The organism is Dyadobacter frigoris, from assembly GCF_005280585.1.
Classification (GTDB): Bacteria; Bacteroidota; Bacteroidia; order Cytophagales; family Spirosomataceae; genus Dyadobacter; species Dyadobacter frigoris.
This window is the reverse complement of sequence record NZ_SZVO01000012.1, coordinates 1-20,147: the sequence shown is the minus strand read 5'-3', so window position 1 is coordinate 20,147 and position 20,147 is coordinate 1. Positions and strand designations below refer to the sequence as shown.

Here is a 20,147-nt window from a genome sequence, read left to right as displayed (position 1 = left end):
GAAAAAGGTCTAATCTTTCTAAAACAAAAAATAACGCTGGGCCAAAGAAGCTACTGCAATCGGTTCACAGGTAATATGTTCACCATCCACTCTAACCTCATAGTTTTCCGGATTCACATCAATTTGTGGCGTAACATCATTGTGGATCAGATCCTTTTTGGAAATATTCCGGCAGTTTTTAACGGGTAATATCATTTTTTGCAAACCATACTGCTGCACTACATTTCTATCCAGTGAAAGTTGTGACACAAAAGTAACGCAGGTACCAAACAGTGCTTTGCCATATGCCCCAAACATGTGCCTGTAAATAACAGGCTGTGGTGTCGGAATCGATGCATTGGGATCACCCATCCGGCTGCCAATGATCATGCCTCCTTTGATGATCATTTCAGGTTTTACGCCAAAAAATGCAGGTTTCCATAAAACCAGATCCGCCAGTTTCCCTGTTTCAATAGAGCCAACATGCTCTGAAATCCCATGGGTAATAGCAGGGTTAATCGTATATTTTGCCACATATCTTTTAGCCCTGAAATTATCGTTGTCATTCGGCTGATCTTCGGGCAGAAATCCTCGTTGCTTTTTCATTTTATCAGCCGTCTGCCAGGTCCTGATAATGACCTCACTGACGCGGCCCATCGCCTGCGAATCCGAGCTCATCATACTGAAAACGCCCATATCATGCAAAATATCTTCGGCGGCAATGGTTTCCGGACGGATCCGGGAATCAGCAAAGGCTACATCTTCGGGGACAGATTTGTCAAGGTGATGACAAACCATAAGCATGTCCAGATGTTCGTCAATCGTGTTGACTGTAAAAGGACGTGTCGGATTAGTTGATGACGGTAAAATATGCGGATACATAGCGGCCTTGATAATATCCGGCGCGTGCCCCCCACCCGCTCCTTCGGTATGGTAGGTGTGTATTACGCGGCCATCAATAGCAGCCATGGTCGATTCCAGAAAACCTGACTCATTTAGTGTATCGGTGTGTATAGCGACCTGAATATCAAACTGATCTGCCATTTTCAAGGAAGCGTCGATCACAGCCGGTGTCGCTCCCCAATCTTCATGGATTTTAAGGCCTATCACCCCGGCTTCTATCTGCTCTTCCAGCGGTGCCATAGAAGCGCAGTTTCCTTTTCCTAAAAATCCCAAATTCATAGGAAATGCTTCTGCCGATTCCAGCATTTTCCGGATATTCCAGGCACCAGGTGTTACGGTTGTAGCATTTGTGCCATCTGCCGGACCCGTGCCCCCACCGATCATGGTTGTAATTCCACTGAAAAGCGCGTGATCAATTTGCTGCGGACAAATGAAATGAATATGCGTATCGATTCCTCCTGCTGTTGCGATCAAACCCGCACCACCATGTACTTCTGTGGCAGCACCGATGATCATACCGGGTGTTATATCATTTGTCGTGTCCGGATTTCCGGCTTTCCCAATGCCAGCGATTTTACCATCTTTTATTCCAATATCTGCCTTGACAATTCCCCAATGGTCAATGATTATGACACTGGTTATGACAAAATCAAGAACGCCTTCATCCCGCCTTGCTCTGGCAGATTGTGCCATTCCGTCACGGATCGTTTTCCCTCCGCCAAACTTGGATTCCTCTCCATAACCAGAGTTGCCGACGCATAGATCTTTTTCAATCTCAATAATTAGATCTGTATCGGCCAGCCGGATTTTATCACCAACCGTTGGCCCATACATATTCGCATATTTGATACGGTTTATTGACAAGCTCATGATTTCACGTTTTTAAAATTTGTCAAATCTGCTTTGTTCAGCGCACTTTTCTTACTTTCGGACAGATCTCCGTCTACAAGATTATTGAATCCGTAAATCTTTCCGTTTCCTCCAAATACTACCAAAACAACATCCTTTTCTTCGCCTGGCTCAAAACGGACAGCGGTTCCCGCGGCTATATTCAACCGCATACCGTAAGCCTTTTCCCTGTCAAACAGGAGTGCCTTGTTGATTTCAAAAAAATGAAAATGTGATCCTACCTGAACTGGCCTGTCACCGGTGTTGATAACCGTTAGGGATTCCGTTCTTTTTCCGGTATTGGCAATAATATCGCCTTTACCCAAAATATATTCTCCTGGTATCATGATTTTAACGGATAGGATTATGGACTGTTACCAGCTTGGTTCCATCGGGGAAAGTAGCTTCAATCTGGATGTCATGGATCATTTCAGGAACGCCGTCCATAACATCTTCCCGCAACAGAATCTCCGCGCCGTACTGCATAAGTTCAGCTACCGACTTTCCGTCTCTTGCCTCTTCCTGTAACCGGCTGCTTATCAAAGCGATTGATTCCGGATAGTTTAACTTCAGCCCACGGGCCTTGCGTTTTTCTGCCAGCTCACCAGCCAGAAATAATAAAAGTTTTTCCTGTTCCCTGGGAGATAAATGCATCAGAACTCAGATTTTGGTTGAATCTTATAATTTACGTACCTAAGTAATTGTTACGTACGTAAATATAGTAATGATGCCGAATTAAAAAAATATTTATCTTACTTTTTTAAGCTAAAAGAGAAAAAGCGCGGGCATTTTCAACTGCTTCCTCAATGGTACTGACTTGGAATTTGCGTAAAATATTAAGACGGTGCGCCTCAATGGTCCTAATGCTGATCCCAAGGTTTTCTGCGATCTCCTTATTTGTAACGCCCTGATCTATCATTCGAATAATCTGCTGTTCACGTTTAGAAAGCGAGGTTTCGGCCAATGGAGTGGCTGCCGACTCGGGAGAAATAAGTCTTTGTTCATGATATTTACGAACCAGCGTATCGGTCACATCACCGATAAAATAAAACTGGCCATTGTGTACGGTGCGGATTGCATGCAAAAAAATCTTGTTGCTGGTATCTTTTAAAATATATCCGCTCGCACCCATATCCAGTGCGGTAAGTACATAATCCGGATTGTCGAACAAACTAAAAAACAAAAGTCTGGCTTTGGAATTATCCTTTAAAACGGACTTTCCGGTGTCAAGACCACTGATTCCCGGCATACGAATATCCATGATGATGACATCCACCGTGGTTTTTGAAAGCATTTCAATAGCATCTTCGCCTGTGGCTGCTTCTCCTGCCACTTCTATATCAGGTTCATTATTGATGAGCTGCTTTAATCCGTTACGGAAAATCTCATGATCGTCGACAAGAAATACGGCTATTTTTTTCATAAAAAAAAGAAGTTTTTGCTGATGTGTAATGGGTCAGGATTTATGTTTTCCCAATGGCAGTTCCAGTTGAACAGCCGTTCCGTGGCCCGGCTCCGAGCTGATATTGATCGTGCCGTTTAACAGATCAGATCGCTCTTTCATACCTCTGAGACCATGAGCTTTCGGGAATTTTTCTCTTGAATAAATATATTGATTGTCAAAGTAAAAACCTCTCCCGTTATCCTGGATGATCATATTTAAAAACTCCGTGTTGCTATCAACATGTACCTCTATGATCGTAGCCTGCGAATGTTTAATTGCATTATTAAGTGCTTCCTGCAAAATCCTGAAAACGCCGATTTCAATCTCGCGCGGTAGCGTTTCATTCCTGATATTCTCTTCCAGATGAAAAGTAACGGATCCGGCCGTTTCCCTGCACATTTTAACCAGTTCACGGATTGCAGATCGCAGGCCAAAATCTTCCAGAACGCTTGGCAGAAGATCTGCGCATATCCTTTTGGTTTCAAAAATAATCCCGGCCAGTAGTTCATTAACCTTTTGAATTTCAGGATCTTTATACTCCATCCTGTCATCAACCTGTTCGAGTTTCATGCGAAGACTTGTCAGCATTTGCCCGATACCATCATGAATTTCAGCAGCAACACGCTCGCGCTCTTTCTCCTGCCCGGTAATGATCGAAAAGGAACGGATATGCTGCTCAGTTTCCTGTCTGCGCATTTTTTCTTCGGTCAGAAGCCAGAGCTGTTTTTCGGTATTTTTGCGCTTGGTAACATCATTACAAACGACCAGATATTGATAAAGACTTCCGTTTTTGTCAATAATGGGCATCATCGTAACATCCAGCCAGAAGCCCGCCCCGTCAGAAGCGGTATCAAAAACTTCACCCTGCCAAACTTCTGTTTTTCGCTGTGCATCACGGATATGATTATAAACGATGCTTTCCTCACCGCCCAGATTGTTATAAAACAAAGGCCGGTTCAGAAGCTCCGACAAATTGTATTTGGTTACGTGACAGTACTTATCATTGGCATAAATGATATTTCCTTCCCGGTCGGTTTTAACCAGATATGTTGCTTTTTCAAGTGCAAAGTTCGTTTCCCGAAGCTCCTTGTGCGATTTCTCAATGGATTTGCTACTTTCCTGAAGCTGTTGTGCAAGCGTTTTCGCATGATTTTCCGAATCAATCAAACCCGTCATCGTCTGCCGTATTCTTACCGAAAGCGGGAAGAAAATAAGTCCGGCTTCCAAAAGCAGTGTAAACAAAACAACGCCCAAAAGAATGTATTCGATTTCTTTTAGCGTACGTACCTTTTGCCGCCAGAAACGATCATAGTCAAAAACGATCAGTTCCATACCCAGCAGATATGACTTTTCATATTCAAGGATTTTCTTCACATAAGGCTTAACGGTGATCGAATCAGCACGCTGATTTTTTTCCATTTCTGCCACCATTTTATTGGCAGCCGTCAAAATTTCCTGATACGGTTCTTTGACCATATCATACATCATAGCTATTTCTTTTCGATTATTGGGAGGAAGATTTAAGAAAGAATTTCCGCCTATCAGCGCCTGATGTGCTTTTTGCCACTGCTTTAAGGTATTGACAAATTCTTTACGATTGGATTCCAGATCACGCCCCGATTCGATCAAAAGGGCGGTTTTGCTAAGTGTCTGGCTATATGTACGAAGCCGTCCGGCATAATTGATAATATGGGAATCGTCACGCTGCGCGGTCAGATATCTTTGAATCAAAATTTGGCTGAGTATCGAAATAACGGCGACGATCAAGAGAGCAGAAACATACAGCCATGTAAAGTAAAGAAAGGTTTTTCTTTCCTGAGTTTCATCTTTAACGGGCTCTTTTCTAAACATGATCCTGATCGTTACGTTGATGTGTTTTTGTTTTGGCAAAGGTTTAAAATCCACTTATACCTACGTGTAAATATACGTAGGTATAAGAGCTAAAACATAAATTTTCAAATTAATTAATCCTAAGTATGTGCGTTTGTAATTTTATATAGAAAATATCATAAAGAAATATGATTTTGCAGTTCTTCCATACTCATTTCATCGGCGCTGCCCTGAGAAACGACTGCTCCGCGGTTCATAAAATAAAAATAATCAGTAACCGGACGGGCAAAATCTATTTTTTGCTCAACCAACAAAACAGAAATCCCCTGCTCTTTTGCAAGCTTTTTTAAAATGTGACCAATTTCCTGAGAAATCGATGGCTGAATGCCTTCGGTGGGTTCATCCAAAAGCAATAATGACGGTCTCCCCGTTAATGCCCTGGCGATGGCAAGCTGCTGCTGCTGCCCACCGCTCAAATTTCCACCAAGACGGTTTCTGAAATCTTTCAAAATAGGAAACATGGCATAAATTTCATCTTCCGGAATTTTCGCCTTCCGATCACTTAAAGCTTCCAATCCCAGTTTAAGATTTTCATAAACAGTCAGTTTGGGAATAATCTCTCTTCCCTGAGGAACATAGGCAATACCCATTCTCGATTTTTTAAACGCTGGCACATTCGTTACGTCCTCATCTTTATATTCGATCATACCCGATTTTGGTGGTACCAAACCCATGATTGTTTTCAAAAGTGTAGTTTTCCCAACCCCATTTCGTCCCATTACCGTAGTAACCGTTCCCTTTTTCACTTCCAGAGTAGTTCCCCATAAAATGGTACTTTGCCCGTAAGCCGAGCTGAGTGAATTGATCTTCAATATGGATTGACTCATGGTTCAGAAGTTTTCAAGTTGTACGTTGGCCCTGCCTAAATAACTGTCAATAACACGCTGGTCATTTCGAACCTGCGAGAAAGAACCTTCCACCAGTAGTTTCCCTCTTACCAAAACCGTCACCAGGTCCTTTGCAATTTGCTCAACAAATTTCATATCATGCTCGATGACAATGATGCCATGGTGTTTTGATAATTCCAGTAAAAGCTCCCCTGTTTTCTCCGTTTCTTCGTCTGACATACCCGCCGCCGGTTCATCAATTAGCATCAGTTTGGGATCCTGCAAAACAACAATCGCAATTTCCAGCCATTGTTTTTGTCCATGTGAAAGTTCTCCAGCTATTTTTTTGAGCTCTTTGTCAAGTCCTACTTTCACAGCCACCTGCCGGATCCTTACGTCAATCTCTTCTGTTGGTTTAAAAAAAAGCGAAGCAAAAATGCTTTTTTTCATTTTTAAAGCCAACAACATATTATCAAAAACCGTCAGACTTGGAAACACCGAAGGTTTTTGAAACTTTCGCCCAATACCCAGGTTTGCAATTTCAACTTCTGTTTTACCAAGAACAGGTATATCATTATATAAAACCTGACCGGAATCCGGTTTTGTTTTTCCGCATAAAATATCAAGGAAAGTTGATTTCCCCGCTCCGTTTGGGCCGATGATGACACGCAGCTCTTTGTCGTTTAATTCAAAATGGCTCAGATCCAAGGCGTGCACGCCGCCAAAGGAAACTGAAAGTTCGTTAACTGTAAGTAGCATATTAAAAGCGTTTTAGAGTATTGACAGGATTATTGCCGTAAGTACTTTGTAACAGCATTTTACACAACCTGCTGCTCGGCAACTTCCGTGATTTTGTTTTTCTTTTTACCTATTCCGCCGCCTATTTTTTCAATCATCCCCAAAAAGCCTTTGTCAAAATAAAGTACTGTAATCACAAACAGGAAGCCCAGTATAAAAAGCCACGAATCCGGAAAAAGACTGGTACAAATACTGTAAAGAAAATTAACCACCAGCGCACCAAGTATGGCACCTTTCAATTTTCCTCTCCCCCCAAGCGCAACCCACATAACCATTTCTACGGACGCTCTCACATCCATTCTTCCGGGTGTAATAATACCCGTTTGCGGCGCGTAAAGCATACCCGCAAAGGCAGCCAGCAAGGCTCCCACGATAAAAATCGCGAGTTTATAATCCAAAATCCGGTAAGCTGTATAACTCGTCCTGGATTCGCTGTCACGAATGGCCTGCAATACTTTTCCAAACTTGGAGTCGACCAATTTTTTGCTAAAAAAATAGGTTCCACAAAGTCCGGCCAGTGAAAAAAGATATAAACCAAGCTTGACACCCGGCGAGGAAAGGCTCAGCCCGAGCAGTGATTTAAAATCAGTCAGCCCGTTGGTACCTCCCAGCATCGTTTCATTTCTTAAAAACAAAAGCCACATGGCCAAAGCCAGAGCTTGTGTGATAATGGCCATGTAAACCCCTTTAATCCGGCTTCGGAAAATAAAATAGCCAAAAACAAATGCAAATGCAGCGGGAATCAGCAAGCCAAGAATTAATGCGAGCCCAAAAGATTGAAACGGAACCCAGAAAAATGGCAATGCATTGATCTGGTTCCAAACCATAAAATCAGGTATTGCCGAACCGCTTGTTCCACTTGCCGTTGCGCCTTTCATCACGATATGCATCGCTACGCTATATCCTCCCAGACAAAAAAAGAACGCCTGGCACATGGAAAGTATTCCGGTGTAACCCCAGATCAGATCAACTCCTAACGCCGCAATGGCAAAACAGAAATAGCGCCCCCACAAGGAAATCGTATTATTGGAAACGAAGCCCATCAAATTACCCAAGGGAAGAAGTATGGCAAAAAGGATAATAAAGGCCAGATAAAGCCTGAAATCTTTTGTTTTTTCCATGATCGTGATAAAAAATGATAGTCAGAAATTTGATATATTTTTAGGCGAAACGGACTTTAAGATTTAATCTTCTGCTATCCTTCCCTTATCAGGAAAAAGTCCGCGCGGTTTGAATTGTAGGAAAATCACGATCAGAGCCAGAATCAGCACTTTCCCATAAACAGCTTCGTAAAATGATTCAAGGACTTTGGTAAGAAAGCCGATACCAAGACCCGAAAGAATAGCACCTGCAATTTTCCCAACGCCACCAGTAACAACCACAAGAAATGAATCAACGATATAGGTTTGTCCCATGTCCGGCACCACATTACCAATCAGCGTCATCGCACAACCGGCTAATCCCGCAAGCCCGGAACCAAGAAAAAAAGTAATAGCGTCCACTTTTCTGGTTTCCACACCAAGACAAGCGCTCATACTCCGGTTTTGGGTTACGGCCCGGATCTGAATACCCAGCCGACTTCTGTAAAGCATCAGATAAGTGAGCGAAACGACGATAATGGTAAGACCGATAATAAAAAGTCTGTTGTATGGAAGAATTAAATGCGGCATAACCTGATAGCCACCAGCCAGAAATGAAGGTGCTTTAACGGCAGTAAGATCCCCGAAAATACTTCTTGCAAGTTGCACCATGATCAGACTTACACCCCAGGTTGCCAGAAGACTTTCCAGCGGACGGGAGTACAAATGCCTGATGACAAGTCTTTCCAAAATCAGCCCGAAAATTCCGGCGATTATAAAGGAAACAGGCAGCGAGACAAAGAAGAACAGATCTGATTTTATGCCTAGTATGTCAATGAAAAGTTTTTGGACACAAAAAGTGCTGTAAGCACCGATCATCAAAAATTCACCATGAGCCATATTGATAATTCCTGCCAAACCATAAACGATCGCAAGTCCCAACGCAATCAAAATCAGAATACTGCCCAGACTGATCCCGCTGAATAAATTCTGCGCTTTCTGGATTCTGCCCTGAAGACTTTCAAGGTCTGTTACTTTTCCGGCAGCATATTTTTTAGCACCTTCCAGTTTGCCTGACACAGAATAATCTTTGAGAATAAGCGTAACATTCTCGCCCCAGTTACTATCCAGGCTGTCAACATAGGCTTTGGCAACCGTTTCAGATTTAGCTTGTTCCAATTTGAGCTGAAACAAAATCTCCTTGCCGGCCGTGAGTGCTTCCTTATCTTTTTCAAGATTTAAAGCACCCGACAGAACATTAATTTTGGAACTGTCAGAGGAAGTCAAAAGCTGACCGTATGCGATTATACGTTTTTTAGGATCCGGATTTGCCAGATTCAGATACGGCAAAATCGGCGCCATCGAAAGGCGATCTGAACGGCTGATATCGATTTTTTCCAGCGAGCTGACGGGAAGGAGTTTAGGTGTGCCATCCGAATTTAGAACTGCCTGACTTTTTGGATACAAATAAAAGATCTCAAAAACCTCCGAGCCATCCGCCAGCTGCTGAGCCGAGCCTGTGGTAACGGGCTGGCCATCCAATAGAAATATTTTTTTTTCATTAATAGCAGCAAGAAAGGGGAAAGTCGAAGGTTCTCCATGTTTGACCAGCTTTTGCAAAGCCGTGATACGAGCAGAATCACTGGACGGATAAAGGATGTGACCCACGTAAATACTTGTACTGTCAGACTGACCCGAGGCGCGTTTTCCTATAAAAAGGCACAAACAAATCCCTAGCCACATTTTGATGGTGCAGTTCATAACCTGAAAGTTTAAAGTGTACGGTAAGCTTTTTACTGAATGGGATTCCCGGCTTAAACCGGCCGCTACCGGCAAGGCAGCAACCAGTTTAAAAGGAAGGTGTGGAAACCTGCCGGCAAGCGGCCCTATCTATCTAACGTTGAGCAAATGTTTTGTTTTTTTTTGACCTACTTTTTGGTAAGGGTATAGGTTCCGCCATGTGCGACATGATCACAATCCTTATCCGGCGATGTCAGTTTTGACCACGGCTCAGGGTTTACAAGACCATTCGATTTCCAGATAATATCAAATTGACCGTCCGGTTTAATCTCACCGATCATAACCGGTTTGGCCAAATGGTGGTTTTTAGTATCCATTTTAACAACTCCGTCCGGAGAATCAAATTCCAGTCCGTAAAGCGCAGGGCGAACTTTTGAAACTTCAAAGGATCCTGCTTTTTCCGCTGCCTTTGCCCAAAGGTACACGCCGGTGTAAGCCCAGCAAATCGGGTCATCCGTTACTCTTTTATCACCGCCAGGCAGATTATTTTTCTTGCAGAAAGCTCTGAAATCTTCCACAAATTTTTTGTTTTCAGCAGATTCTGAGGACTGAAAGTAGTTCCATGCCGCAAGGTGGCCAACCAGAAATTCCGTATCCGTAGCCCGCAATTCATCTTCGGCTACTGAAAAAGCCATGATCGGACAAGTCGCTGCCGACAATCCCTGATTGGCAAATTCCTTGTAAAAAGGCACATTGGAGTCTCCGTTGATCGTCGAAAGCACGCAAGCTTTTCCGCCCGCCGCAAACTGTTTTATTTTTGATACGATGGTTTGATAATCCTGGTGATGAAAAGGTGTATACTCTTCAACAATGTTTTCCTTCGGAACACCTTTGGAAAGAAGAAACGCTTTCAAAATTTTGTTCGCAGTACGTGGAAAAACATAGTCTGTGCCAAGTAGATAGAATTTTTTATACGCTCCACCTTCCGCGCTCATCATATATTCCGCTGCCGGAATAAGCTGCTGATTTGGTGTGGCGCCCGTATAAATAACACTTGTGGAGCACTCTTCCCCCTCATATTGAACAGGATAAAAAAGCAGCCCGTTATTTTCTTCAAAAACAGGAAGTACCGATTTTCTGGAAACCGACGTCCAGCAGCCAAACACAGCCGACACTTTTTTATCCAGCAAAAGCTCCTTCGCTTTCTCGGCAAACAAATCCCAGTCGGAAGCCGGATCCACGATAACGGGTTCAATTTTCTTTCCAAGAACACCTCCTTTGGCATTGATTTCATCAACTGCCATAAGTACCACATCTTTAAGTGAAACCTCCGAAATCGCCATGGTACCGCTTAAGGAATGCAGAATTCCGATTTTAACCGTCTCGCCTTCTCCTTCTTTTTTATCACTTGAACCTGAACCGCCACAGCCGGTAAGTGCTGCAACCATAGCGAGCATTATCATGCCCCAGTAACGCGTTTGTAAAATTTTCATATGTCTGAATTTAATAATGATATTGAGTGAAAACTAATGATCTGACTAAATTATGATCTGCCAAGATTTTGTAAAGATGAACAGATACCAGTATTATTTCAATTACGTAAGTAATACTTATTCATATACAAATAAGACGTTTATAGCTCATTCAGCATATTAAAATATAAAAAACTGAACTTGCAACCACAGCTGCCCGTATGCTTTTGTACTAAAATCCCCTGCTGAATTAGCAATATTATACTGTCTTGCCACGTACGAAAGTCTTAAATTCGTAGTATTTCCGGCAAAAAAATAATTCAGTCCCCCTCCATACACTTTACTTGATTTTGCTTTATCAAAACTGCTGGTAAGTTCGGATCCTGCCTGTTCTTTTTTGGAAGAAATGTTCTGATTCTCATAGCGTACCCAAGGCTGCAGTCTTGATTTGGTAAAATAATATCCAAGTTCCAGAAACTGAACGGTTTGCTGCGGAATCAGTGCAGCAAATGAGTATTTGGAATTCACACTGGTTCCTCCTGTCATATATTGAAATGCAGCATTCAGCGTCACAGAGCCTGCTTTTCCTGCCTTTTTATCAATAAAAATATCCGTACCTACATTATGATATGAACCCTGCGTATCAAAGCCAGCTCCCCAGGCAAATGTATTTCCGGTGCCGAGTTTGGTACCTGCATAGTAATAATCTTTTTCAGGATCAAGGAAATTATATGCAACTCTTCCCACTATACGCAGAGGGGCCTGTCCATCCAAATTTCTACCTGTAAAGACACCAAGACGATATTCCAGCTTATCTTTAAGCAGAAAACCTCTGGCATTTACACCTAAATCCCGCCCGAAGTTCCCTTGCAAAGGACTGTTTCCAAACATGTTATAAGGATACTGAAAATAGGTAAAATCGTTGGCCATCAATCCAGCCGCTCCTTGCAGACCATTCCGGTTATTTGAAACCAGCTGCATACCAGCGATCAGCTGAAAAGCATTAGAGAAATCATACTCGTATTGTGCATCCAGGATAATGGGCGCTACTTTTACATTTTTAGTACCGTTGCTCAGCTGCACACCTATGGGTGAGGGAAGATCGGTTTCCATAAAGAAACTGCCTTTTTTAGATAATTGTCCTCCTACCAAAACCCGTGCGCGGTAAAGAGAAAACCCTTTGTTCCAGTCCTTTGAATCAGCAGAAGCCGTTCCCCCAAAACCGGATTGCTCCGCAGACGCAAACATATGGACAATGGCACCGACATGAATGGAAGGTTTAAATTCCTCACTTTCCTGGATTTCTTTTCTCGAAGCCGTATCGACAGGAGCAAGATAAACCGGAAGCTCCCGAAGCAAACGTACTTTTCCAGCCATCTTTTTGCCCTTCTTATCATCCGGCGCCAACGCATGGACGGTGCTGTAAGTCAGGCCAATCATTGCACTTACACAAAGTATAAATCGTTTCATGATTTTGGAGAATAAAGTTATTACGTAAGTATTTTATACAACATTAAGTAACAATTACGTATGTAACAAATTCTTTATTCAATTTTATCAAAATTCACTATAAGTTTATATTTATTATATTTATAGGTATATTATTTTACTTAAAATAGAAAAACAGCGCAAATAAATCGTATTTCGCCAAAAGGCGGGTTTCAGAAAATACTTTTTACTAATAAAAAATACTTACGTATAAAAAGTACGTAACTAAACTTTCCAGACTGTGATATCACATTATACGAAATTCACAGTTTCAGAAACGCTTTGAAAAACATCAATAAATTGTATTTTGCAAACCATTACCGGCCGCTTTTACCTTAACCGCTGGCCTTCTGAATAGACAAACCAGATCAAACAGTAAAACATGTTGATAAGAATATTCTTAATTACTATGCTGTGTCTGCGGTTAACAATCAGTGACGCCCAGAAATATGAAGAAAAATATGCAGTGAGCCATTATACAGATGAAAACGGACTACCACAAAACAGCGTAAAAAGCATTGCTGCGGATAAGAACGGTTTTATCTGGCTGGCGACCGAAAACGGACTTGTCCGCTTTGATGGTCATCATTTTTATACTTTTGATAAAACTAATTCCAATTTATTAAGCCCTAGGTTCTACACTCTTCTTCCGGACCTGACGGGAAATACCAACAGGATTTATGCCATTGGCGATAATCTGGAAGATGTTATGCGCATCGAAGGCCCTAACGCCGTAGATGATTCTCTATATTACGCAAAACAGATTTCCCGCGTTCCGCACAGTAACACAGACCGCGACAGAACGGCATCAGGACTGCCCAATAGTTTAATACAGATGTCTGACAGACTGCTTCATTACTACATTATCCTGGTCCCTTCCCGCATTGGCACCTTTTATATTATACAACGGGATAAGATCGAATTTTTCACAAACTGGAAAAAATCGTGGGATATGCCTTATAAAACCAGCGATTTTTCCGATTATTTCATTTCAAACGGCAGCTTGTTTAGTTTTACATCCAGTGGAAATTTGCTGTGTTTTAGAGCGGATGGCCTGGAAAAAATCCATCTTGACGGCGATATTCTCAATGACCCTTCCTACGTTGCAGGTAGTAAAAAAAATACCATTTTCTGGAATAATGTTTCTGATCAGGTTTTTATTAAAGCGGACAAAAAGTTCTACTATATAGAGGACATTAAAGCAGGCAACTGCATCACCCGTCTGATTCTGGATGATTTTGATCTGGAAGCCAATATCATTCAAACGGCTTATTTTGACACCGATAAAAAACGACTTTTTCTGGGAAGTTCCACTCATGGGTTGTTTGTCTTTATAAGGAAAGATTTCCGAACGCTGCGCTTTGGAAATAAGGATTCTGAGAATATATTTTATACGCAAACGATTTACGGCAAAAGTCAGGTCGTTACACCTCAGGGAAGTGTGCTCGGACTGATAGATTCCGGCAAAAAAAACAGAGAAATTTATAACGCCATATTACCTGCTATTCAATCGGGTTATGAAGGAGATGGATCCAGCATCCTAACAGATAAACAAGGAAATATCTGGTCAAAATCGGGTTACAATTTATATCAGTACGATTCAAAAGGGGAACATCTGCTTCAACATTGGGATATAGGTGACCAGATCTATACCATGTATATGGATGACACTGGCAGAATATGGCTTGGTATACATCGTAATGGACTTTTTTACATTGACACTTCACGCCCTGCCCAAAAGCCAACTCATTTCAAAGGCCCGGTTTTAGAGGATATCATGCATATTTTCCAGGGAAATAACGACAAATTATGGCTGATAACCCATCACGGTTTATTTTCGGTTCAAATAAAAACGGGTAAAACAACTTTGATTCCAGGAACCGAAAAGTTAATTATCAGGAGTCTCTATATCCCGGGAAAGCCTAAAAACAACGTTTCAGGAAATGCCGGCAAAGATGGAATATTTCTGTCAACCATGGGAGACGGAATATTTTTTTACACTGAAAAAAAGCTCATACAGTTCCCCATGGATGACAATAAGTTCATCTCGGCAGCACATTACATTGTAGAAGATAAAAAAGGGTTTCTGTGGATACCTACCAACAAAGGATTATTTCAATTTGCAAAAAAGGATTTTCTGCGTTTTGCAAATGAATCAGGGAAAGAAACTGCCAAACCGGAAAAACCATTTTTTCTCTATTATAACAAAGAAAATGGCTTTAATACTAATGAGTTTAACGGCAGAGGACAGCCTGGTGCAGTAAGGCTTCCAGACGGCCAGGTATCGCTTCCATCGATGAACGGCCTGGTATGGTTTACTCCTGAAAATATTTCGCCAGAACTGCCAGATAAAAGTTTTTTCTTCGACAGGATTGAAATTCGTGATAAGATCAGTCGGATAAACAGTGATACTATCATGCTGGAACAGGATCCGCAGCGAATAAATCTTCACATTACTACGCCTTATTATGGAAATAATTACAATACAAATTTATCTTATGCGCTAACCAAATCAGGTAATAAACCTGTGGCGGCAGATTGGATAGACTTAAAATCAGCTGACCCAACTATCCGATTTTCTGAACTTTCATCAGGAAAATACACGGTCACCGTACGTAAAACCAATGGTTTTGGTCAAAACAATTATTCTACAAAAAGTATCACCGTAATCGTTCCAAAGCACTGGTACGAAACGTTCCTGTTCAGATTAGCATGTGCAGCAGCGTTTATGGCAGCTGTTTTTCTATTTATCCGGTCAAGGACCCGTTATCTAAAAAAACAAAACCAGGAGTTGGAAACAAAAATAAAGGCGAGAACGCAATCTCTTGAAGAAACCCTGCAACAGCTTCAAATTTCCGAAAAAGAGCTAAATAAGCAGATGCACATCAGGACACGTCTTGTGGCGTCGATCAGCCATGACATCAGGACACCAATTAAATTTTTGATATACGCTTCTGATAAGATACAACCCATGATCGACGTTCAGAAATATGATCAGGTAGCTTTAATAGGGAAGAATATTAACATTTCAGCGAAGCAAATTAATCAATTGCTGGAAAACATGATCCAGTATATCAAAACCCAGTTTAAAGGAGAACATATCAAATTTGCCGAAGTCTTTCTTTATCCTCTGATCAGTGAAAAAATCACCTTATTTACCCCTGCTATCCAGGAGCACGAAAATACTTTTATTCAGGAAACGAGCAGAGAGGTAACTGTCTTTTCCAATAATCATTTGCTTGGCGTTGTGATACATAATATCATCGATAACGCTAACAAATTCACTTACAATGGCGATATCCGGGTTTTCACTGAAACACATCACGACAAACTTCATTTGATCATTGCCGACGGCGGCCCCGGGATATCTCTTAACCTAATGCATTGGCTCAATGGAGATGATGATGAAAAGACCCTTGAAGTTTCACAGGAGTTTAATGGGTTGGGACTTCTGATGGTAAAAGAAATTTCCTCCATGCTTGGCATAGGGCTTTTTGTCGAAAACGATAAAGGGACCAGCTTTCATTTAATATTCAACAAAAATTAATGGATTTTAGTAATCATTTTCCAGTATTTAAAGTACCGTATCTACTCCGTTTTATTAGTCAGGCGGTATTGACAAAGTACCAATATAGGTATCTAGTTTTCCAATTTCTTTAAATGCTCCGCAGAATTTGAATTGCCCGGATCGAGTTCCAGGGCACGCTTATAATTTTTGATTGCTGAATCTTTGTCGCCGATACTTTCGTAGGTTTCTGCAAGACTGTCGAATGTATTCGAGCTGCCTGGAAACAAAATCGTGTTTAGTTTGAATATTTCCAATGCCTTGTCTTTACTCGCTTTATTTAGTAAATAATAGCCGAAATTATTTAATTCACCTTCGGATAATTTAAAAGAATCGTCCTTTTTCTTTAAATCGTTCACTGATTCTGCTGCCGATTGAAATCCGGGTTTATTCAGTTCTACCAGAAGAATATTAATTGATTTTGAAAATCCAAAACCCAGGGAAGCCCGCTGGGTGGCCGAAAAATAAACTTCGTTATAAATGGCAGAAGCAATACCCGACAGTGCGTCTTCAGCACCGCCGTCGTTTTCGTTGGCCAGTGCCACAACACCAAAACCGCTCTCAGGATAAAGAACGCAGTATGACGAAAACCCGAAAGTACCGCCAGATGTCCATATCTTTCTTTTACCGTCAAAATTTGTTTTCAACCACCAGCTCAAACCAATCCCCGAATTGTCAAGGTCTCCCCAGCTAAGGTTATGACTGAGTAAAACCCGGTCGTCTTTTCCCGTAAGATGATAATTCGCGTATCTGATCATATCCGGCAATGTTGATTGCAGTACACCAGCACCGGCAGCATCTTTTGGAATTTCGGGCATAAGGGTTCCTTTTTCGTTATAACCTTTTGCACGTTGCTTTTCCTTCGAAGCAGGTACCGAGACAAAAGTATTTTTCATAGTCAGCGGTCCTGTGATATACCTTATCAAAAGAGCGTCATAACTTAACCCGTAGATGTTTTCAAGCAAAAAGCCAAGCAGTTCGGCGGCCGTATTCGAATGTGAAGGATTAAGACCTGGCTCTCTTACGAGCTGAACCTGATGAAGGTCCGTTAAAAATTGAGAGCGACTATACTCGTCGTGTATTTTTTTTAATTCAAAAAGCTGCGAATCCCGGCCTGCTGCTTTGAAGGGCGGCATCTTTTCAGGAAGATTGTCGGGAAGTCCGGACGTCAGGTTTGCCAGATGAAGTAGTTGTATAGGCTTTCCCTTGTATTCCAGATTGGGATAATCTCCTTTCAGGTATTTTCGGATGTCATCATTCAAACCAACCTTTTTATCACGCACCGCCTGAGCCAGCAGCATACCGGTGAAAGTCTTGGTGATGGATCCTATTTCGTAAATTGTTTCATTATTAGCCTTAACAATTTTACCCTTTTGTGTACTGCCATAATGATATTGATGAATCTTACCCTTTTGAATAACTCCAATGGAAACACCGATTCTCTGGCCGTTTGTAAAATATGCCTTTGCAGCCCGGTTTACGATCGAATCAATATCCTGCGCATCAGCAACTTTGGCTGTGCACATAAGGAAAGCGAATAGTAAAAGTATCTTTTTCATAAATAAGTTATATTCCAAATATAACTGAACCTTTATAACATATCAGCAGATAACACAAAACTCATCCGAAACCGAGAATCATTATCACTACAAATTCAGGATTTCAACTAATCACAGCTTCAAAATATAAGAAAAACCCACAGATTTACGATATTCAGGTTGCCTGGAAGAAGGTGGATTTTTATTAAAAAAACGAGTAAACCCAGGTACAGGATTCACTCGTTCCGGAAAGTAAAAATAATATCGATGATCACTTTTCGGAGAAAAGTCTTGCTGTTGTTAATACACTATTGCATGTCGTTCTCAAGACACGATCTTCATCTGGCCTTGAAGCCAAATCTGATTTATAATCTCAATCAGTTTTTCGGTAATATCGCTTTCTTTCGTAACAAATGCTTTTGCTCCTGCGGCCAGAATCTTCTCCATCGACAACTTGTCATTTTTGTTTGAAAACGCTATAATTTTCACATCAGGCCAGTTTTCCTTTAAAATGGCGGCTGCCTGAAAACCATCCATGACAGGCATTTCAATATCCAGAATAATTATATCAGGAAGCTGTTCAGCCTGATGCATTTTATCAATGCAATCCTGGCCATTTTCGGCATCAAATACAACCTCAAAATCATAATTGGCAAGCAGAAAAGCAGTAAAAGTACGGACCACAGCGCTGTCGTCAACTATGGCAATTAAGGGTTGGGCTAAGCGTTCCATATACAAAATGAGGTTAGTATTTCAAAATGACACTCGGTTTATTACTTAAAAAGCAAGGCATAGTGGATATCTCAGCTCTTTCCTGAACTTTACCATGGCCTGATCCAAGCCCTTGGCCCGCAGTTGCTATACCATGCTATTTCTTTCAAGGTTACTGACTTAGATTTTAAATAAAAGTCCATGCCAAAGTTTCCTCTTCTCAGATCATTGACAAAAGCGAACTAATTCTACAAAATAGGCACAGAAGAACTAAAACATAGTAAAATTTGACGTATATACCATAAATATAGAATTAATTTTACAAAAAAAAATGCTCCGTACTTCGGATCTGTACTTTTAAATTTATTTAATGGTAATTAAATATTATCCGGTCAAACAAAAGAAGGTTTAATACAATCGAAAAAATAGTAATTCCAGGCATTTTTAAATAGACCGTCTTTTTTGCCGGCAAATAATAAAAACTGTGGGATAAAAACCAGCTTGCACAAAAATTGTCTTTATTCTGCCACTAAAAAGGCAGAATAAAGACAATCCTGACAACGAATAATTTTTCAATGTTACGTAACAAATTCATTATCAATTCAGTAAATTAACAATGAAGAACTCAAACCTCTCCTTACTATTTCAATCGTTTGGCATTCGCGTCAAAACTATCCATAAGCCTGCCCTCCAAGGTATTAATAGTCGTCTTGGTCAACGCAAGAGGAATTTCATCTCCTTGTGAAGAAGTAAAAAAAATTACGATTTCATCAGCAGTTTCGTCAATTTTATTAATCACTCTTTTCGGCTTTGCCGCATCGGTTGCGTCAGACAGTTCGCCTGTCAGTTTACCATCTTTTCTGACAAGGTTTGTTGTCCATTTTACATCTCCGGCTGGTGTTCCAGAAAGATTTATCTCCCATTTCCCGGCAAAAAAGTCGGCCGGTGCAGCACTCTGAGAAAAGCCTTGGAAGGCAATACCCAGAAATAGGGCTGCAAAAATTATACTTGCTTTTCTCATTATGATGATCAGTTAAAATTGCATTGAATCTTTGAAAATTATTCCTTAGCCCTGATGGCAGAAGCATCAAACATGCCATTCATCACTGAACCCTTTAAGTGACTGTCATCAATTTTACTAAGGTCCAGGCTAACATCCGTTCCCTGTGCGGTGAAATAGATCGTCATTTTATTTGCTTCTTCCACAACACTGTTAATGGGAATGGCTTCCGGATTCTGCCCGCTCGGATCTTTTAGCTCGCCTGTGAGTTTGCCGTCTTTGCGCGTAAGCTGGGTGACAAGTTTAGAATCTCCATTTGGTGTACCCACAATTGAAATTTCCCATTTACCCGCAAAAAAATCGGTGGATGCGGCTGTTTGAGAATATCCTTTCAGGGATGTCCCAAACAATAAAACCATAAGAGCGATACATGTTTTTTTCATTGTTGTAATTTGATTAAAGTGAAAGATTATTGAACAGTTATTGCGGTTCAAATATCATATCCCGAAATAAAAAAACGTAATGCTTTTAGAGTATGTTTTGGGATCTTATTTTGTTATTCTATTCAAAAAAATGGATAAGTAGGCAATTTCAAGCATTGCCTCAGCAGATTCTACGGTTTTCTCAACATCTCTAAATAGTCGACGTTTAAAATTTAGCCATCCAAACGATCTTTCTACTTGCCAGCGATTTTTCTGAGGGATAAATCCTTGTGCTGATTCTGGTTTTTGTGCAATTTCCACCTCCCATTTATACTCTTTGATTACATAATCTATGAATGTTATTTTATAACCGTTGTCGGCAGTAATTTTTTGTAAATCAGGC

Annotated in this window: 17 protein-coding genes; 1 reads left to right on the top strand and 16 read right to left on the bottom strand. The window is 41.1% G+C overall.

Going from position 1 to position 20,147, the window contains the following annotated elements:
- Positions 1-18 precede the first annotated feature (18 nt).
- From ureC to FDK13_RS23310, 11 genes are all read right to left on the bottom strand, one after another.
- Positions 19-1,752: an urease subunit alpha gene (gene ureC / locus FDK13_RS23360; RefSeq protein ID WP_137342433.1), complete on the bottom strand. Its 1,734-nt coding sequence runs from the start codon at positions 1,750-1,752 to the stop codon at positions 19-21.
- Positions 1,749-2,117: an urease subunit beta gene (gene ureB / locus FDK13_RS23355; RefSeq protein ID WP_137342432.1), complete on the bottom strand. Its 369-nt coding sequence runs from the start codon at positions 2,115-2,117 to the stop codon at positions 1,749-1,751. Before ureB ends, ureC begins: the two co-directional genes overlap by 4 nt.
- 4 nt (positions 2,118-2,121) lie before the next feature.
- On the bottom strand, positions 2,122-2,424 hold the full coding sequence (gene ureA / locus FDK13_RS23350) for an urease subunit gamma (RefSeq protein WP_137342431.1): 303 nt from the start codon (positions 2,422-2,424) through the stop codon (positions 2,122-2,124).
- Positions 2,425-2,530: 106 nt separating this feature from the next.
- Entirely contained in the window at positions 2,531-3,193 is a 663-nt protein-coding gene (locus tag FDK13_RS23345) for a response regulator (RefSeq protein WP_137342430.1), read from the bottom strand.
- Between the two features lie 33 nt (positions 3,194-3,226).
- Positions 3,227-5,104 carry an ATP-binding protein gene (locus FDK13_RS23340; protein ID WP_137342429.1) on the bottom strand — a complete coding sequence of 626 codons (1,878 nt, stop codon included), beginning with the start codon at positions 5,102-5,104 and terminating at the stop codon, positions 3,227-3,229.
- Positions 5,105-5,220: 116 nt separating this feature from the next.
- The gene (gene urtE / locus FDK13_RS23335; RefSeq protein WP_137342428.1) at positions 5,221-5,931 is read right to left on the bottom strand and encodes an urea ABC transporter ATP-binding subunit UrtE; all 711 of its coding nucleotides are present in this window, start codon (positions 5,929-5,931) and stop codon (positions 5,221-5,223) included.
- A 3-nt stretch (positions 5,932-5,934) separates the two neighbouring features.
- A complete protein-coding gene (gene urtD / locus FDK13_RS23330; RefSeq protein WP_137342427.1) occupies positions 5,935-6,690 on the bottom strand; it encodes an urea ABC transporter ATP-binding protein UrtD in 756 nt (251 codons plus the stop codon).
- A 59-nt stretch (positions 6,691-6,749) separates the two neighbouring features.
- Positions 6,750-7,850: an urea ABC transporter permease subunit UrtC gene (gene urtC / locus FDK13_RS23325; RefSeq protein WP_137342426.1), complete on the bottom strand. Its 1,101-nt coding sequence runs from the start codon at positions 7,848-7,850 to the stop codon at positions 6,750-6,752.
- Positions 7,851-7,913: 63 nt separating this feature from the next.
- Positions 7,914-9,569 (bottom strand): urea ABC transporter permease subunit UrtB, encoded by a 1,656-nt coding sequence (gene urtB, locus FDK13_RS23320; RefSeq protein WP_220417409.1) that lies wholly within the window; start codon positions 9,567-9,569, stop codon positions 7,914-7,916.
- A 167-nt stretch (positions 9,570-9,736) separates the two neighbouring features.
- Positions 9,737-11,041 carry an urea ABC transporter substrate-binding protein gene (urtA, locus tag FDK13_RS23315; RefSeq protein WP_220417408.1) on the bottom strand — a complete coding sequence of 435 codons (1,305 nt, stop codon included), beginning with the start codon at positions 11,039-11,041 and terminating at the stop codon, positions 9,737-9,739.
- Between the two features lie 159 nt (positions 11,042-11,200).
- Positions 11,201-12,490 carry a putative porin gene (locus FDK13_RS23310; RefSeq protein WP_137342425.1) on the bottom strand — a complete coding sequence of 430 codons (1,290 nt, stop codon included), beginning with the start codon at positions 12,488-12,490 and terminating at the stop codon, positions 11,201-11,203.
- A gap of 400 nt (positions 12,491-12,890) precedes the next feature.
- On the opposite strand from FDK13_RS23310, the gene FDK13_RS23305 reads away from it, so the two are divergent.
- Positions 12,891-16,055 carry a ligand-binding sensor domain-containing protein gene (locus FDK13_RS23305; protein ID WP_137342424.1) on the top strand — a complete coding sequence of 1,055 codons (3,165 nt, stop codon included), beginning with the start codon at positions 12,891-12,893 and terminating at the stop codon, positions 16,053-16,055.
- 92 nt (positions 16,056-16,147) lie between these two features.
- Here FDK13_RS23305 and FDK13_RS23300 read toward each other — a convergent pair whose 3' ends face one another.
- The 5 genes from FDK13_RS23300 to FDK13_RS23280 all read right to left on the bottom strand — a co-directional run.
- Positions 16,148-17,632 carry a serine hydrolase gene (locus tag FDK13_RS23300; protein WP_137342423.1) on the bottom strand — a complete coding sequence of 495 codons (1,485 nt, stop codon included), beginning with the start codon at positions 17,630-17,632 and terminating at the stop codon, positions 16,148-16,150.
- Positions 17,633-17,935: 303 nt separating this feature from the next.
- Positions 17,936-18,343 (bottom strand): response regulator, encoded by a 408-nt coding sequence (locus tag FDK13_RS23295; RefSeq protein WP_137342422.1) that lies wholly within the window; start codon positions 18,341-18,343, stop codon positions 17,936-17,938.
- Between the two features lie 619 nt (positions 18,344-18,962).
- Positions 18,963-19,343, bottom strand: coding sequence for a hypothetical protein (locus tag FDK13_RS23290; RefSeq protein ID WP_137342421.1), 381 nt, complete (start codon positions 19,341-19,343; stop codon positions 18,963-18,965).
- A 38-nt stretch (positions 19,344-19,381) separates the two neighbouring features.
- On the bottom strand, positions 19,382-19,765 hold the full coding sequence (locus FDK13_RS23285; protein WP_137342420.1) for a hypothetical protein: 384 nt from the start codon (positions 19,763-19,765) through the stop codon (positions 19,382-19,384).
- A 105-nt stretch (positions 19,766-19,870) separates the two neighbouring features.
- Positions 19,871-20,147: transposase (locus FDK13_RS23280; protein ID WP_170982892.1), on the bottom strand; the 277-nt coding region annotated here is incomplete at its 5' end.

Bases quoted from the DNA above. Each gene is read 5' to 3' on its own strand.
- FDK13_RS23345 (WP_137342430.1), bottom strand. From the start codon at position 3,193: ATGAAAAAAATAGCCGTATTTCTTGTCGACGATCATGAGATTTTCCGT.
- urtB (WP_220417409.1), bottom strand. From the start codon at position 9,569: ATGAACTGCACCATCAAAATGTGGCTAGGGATTTGTTTGTGCCTTTTT.
- FDK13_RS23285 (WP_137342420.1), bottom strand. From the start codon at position 19,765: ATGAAAAAAACATGTATCGCTCTTATGGTTTTATTGTTTGGGACATCC.
- FDK13_RS23290 (WP_137342421.1), bottom strand. From the start codon at position 19,343: ATGAGAAAAGCAAGTATAATTTTTGCAGCCCTATTTCTGGGTATTGCC.
- urtC (WP_137342426.1), bottom strand. From the start codon at position 7,850: ATGGAAAAAACAAAAGATTTCAGGCTTTATCTGGCCTTTATTATCCTT.
- FDK13_RS23310 (WP_137342425.1), bottom strand. From the start codon at position 12,490: ATGAAACGATTTATACTTTGTGTAAGTGCAATGATTGGCCTGACTTAC.
- ureB (WP_137342432.1), bottom strand. From the start codon at position 2,117: ATGATACCAGGAGAATATATTTTGGGTAAAGGCGATATTATTGCCAAT.
- urtA (WP_220417408.1), bottom strand. From the start codon at position 11,041: ATGAAAATTTTACAAACGCGTTACTGGGGCATGATAATGCTCGCTATG.
- ureA (WP_137342431.1), bottom strand. From the start codon at position 2,424: ATGCATTTATCTCCCAGGGAACAGGAAAAACTTTTATTATTTCTGGCT.
- ureC (WP_137342433.1), bottom strand. From the start codon at position 1,752: ATGAGCTTGTCAATAAACCGTATCAAATATGCGAATATGTATGGGCCA.
- urtD (WP_137342427.1), bottom strand. From the start codon at position 6,690: ATGCTACTTACAGTTAACGAACTTTCAGTTTCCTTTGGCGGCGTGCAC.
- urtE (WP_137342428.1), bottom strand. From the start codon at position 5,931: ATGAGTCAATCCATATTGAAGATCAATTCACTCAGCTCGGCTTACGGG.
- FDK13_RS23305 (WP_137342424.1), top strand. From the start codon at position 12,891: ATGTTGATAAGAATATTCTTAATTACTATGCTGTGTCTGCGGTTAACA.
- FDK13_RS23295 (WP_137342422.1), bottom strand. From the start codon at position 18,343: ATGGAACGCTTAGCCCAACCCTTAATTGCCATAGTTGACGACAGCGCT.
- FDK13_RS23300 (WP_137342423.1), bottom strand. From the start codon at position 17,632: ATGAAAAAGATACTTTTACTATTCGCTTTCCTTATGTGCACAGCCAAA.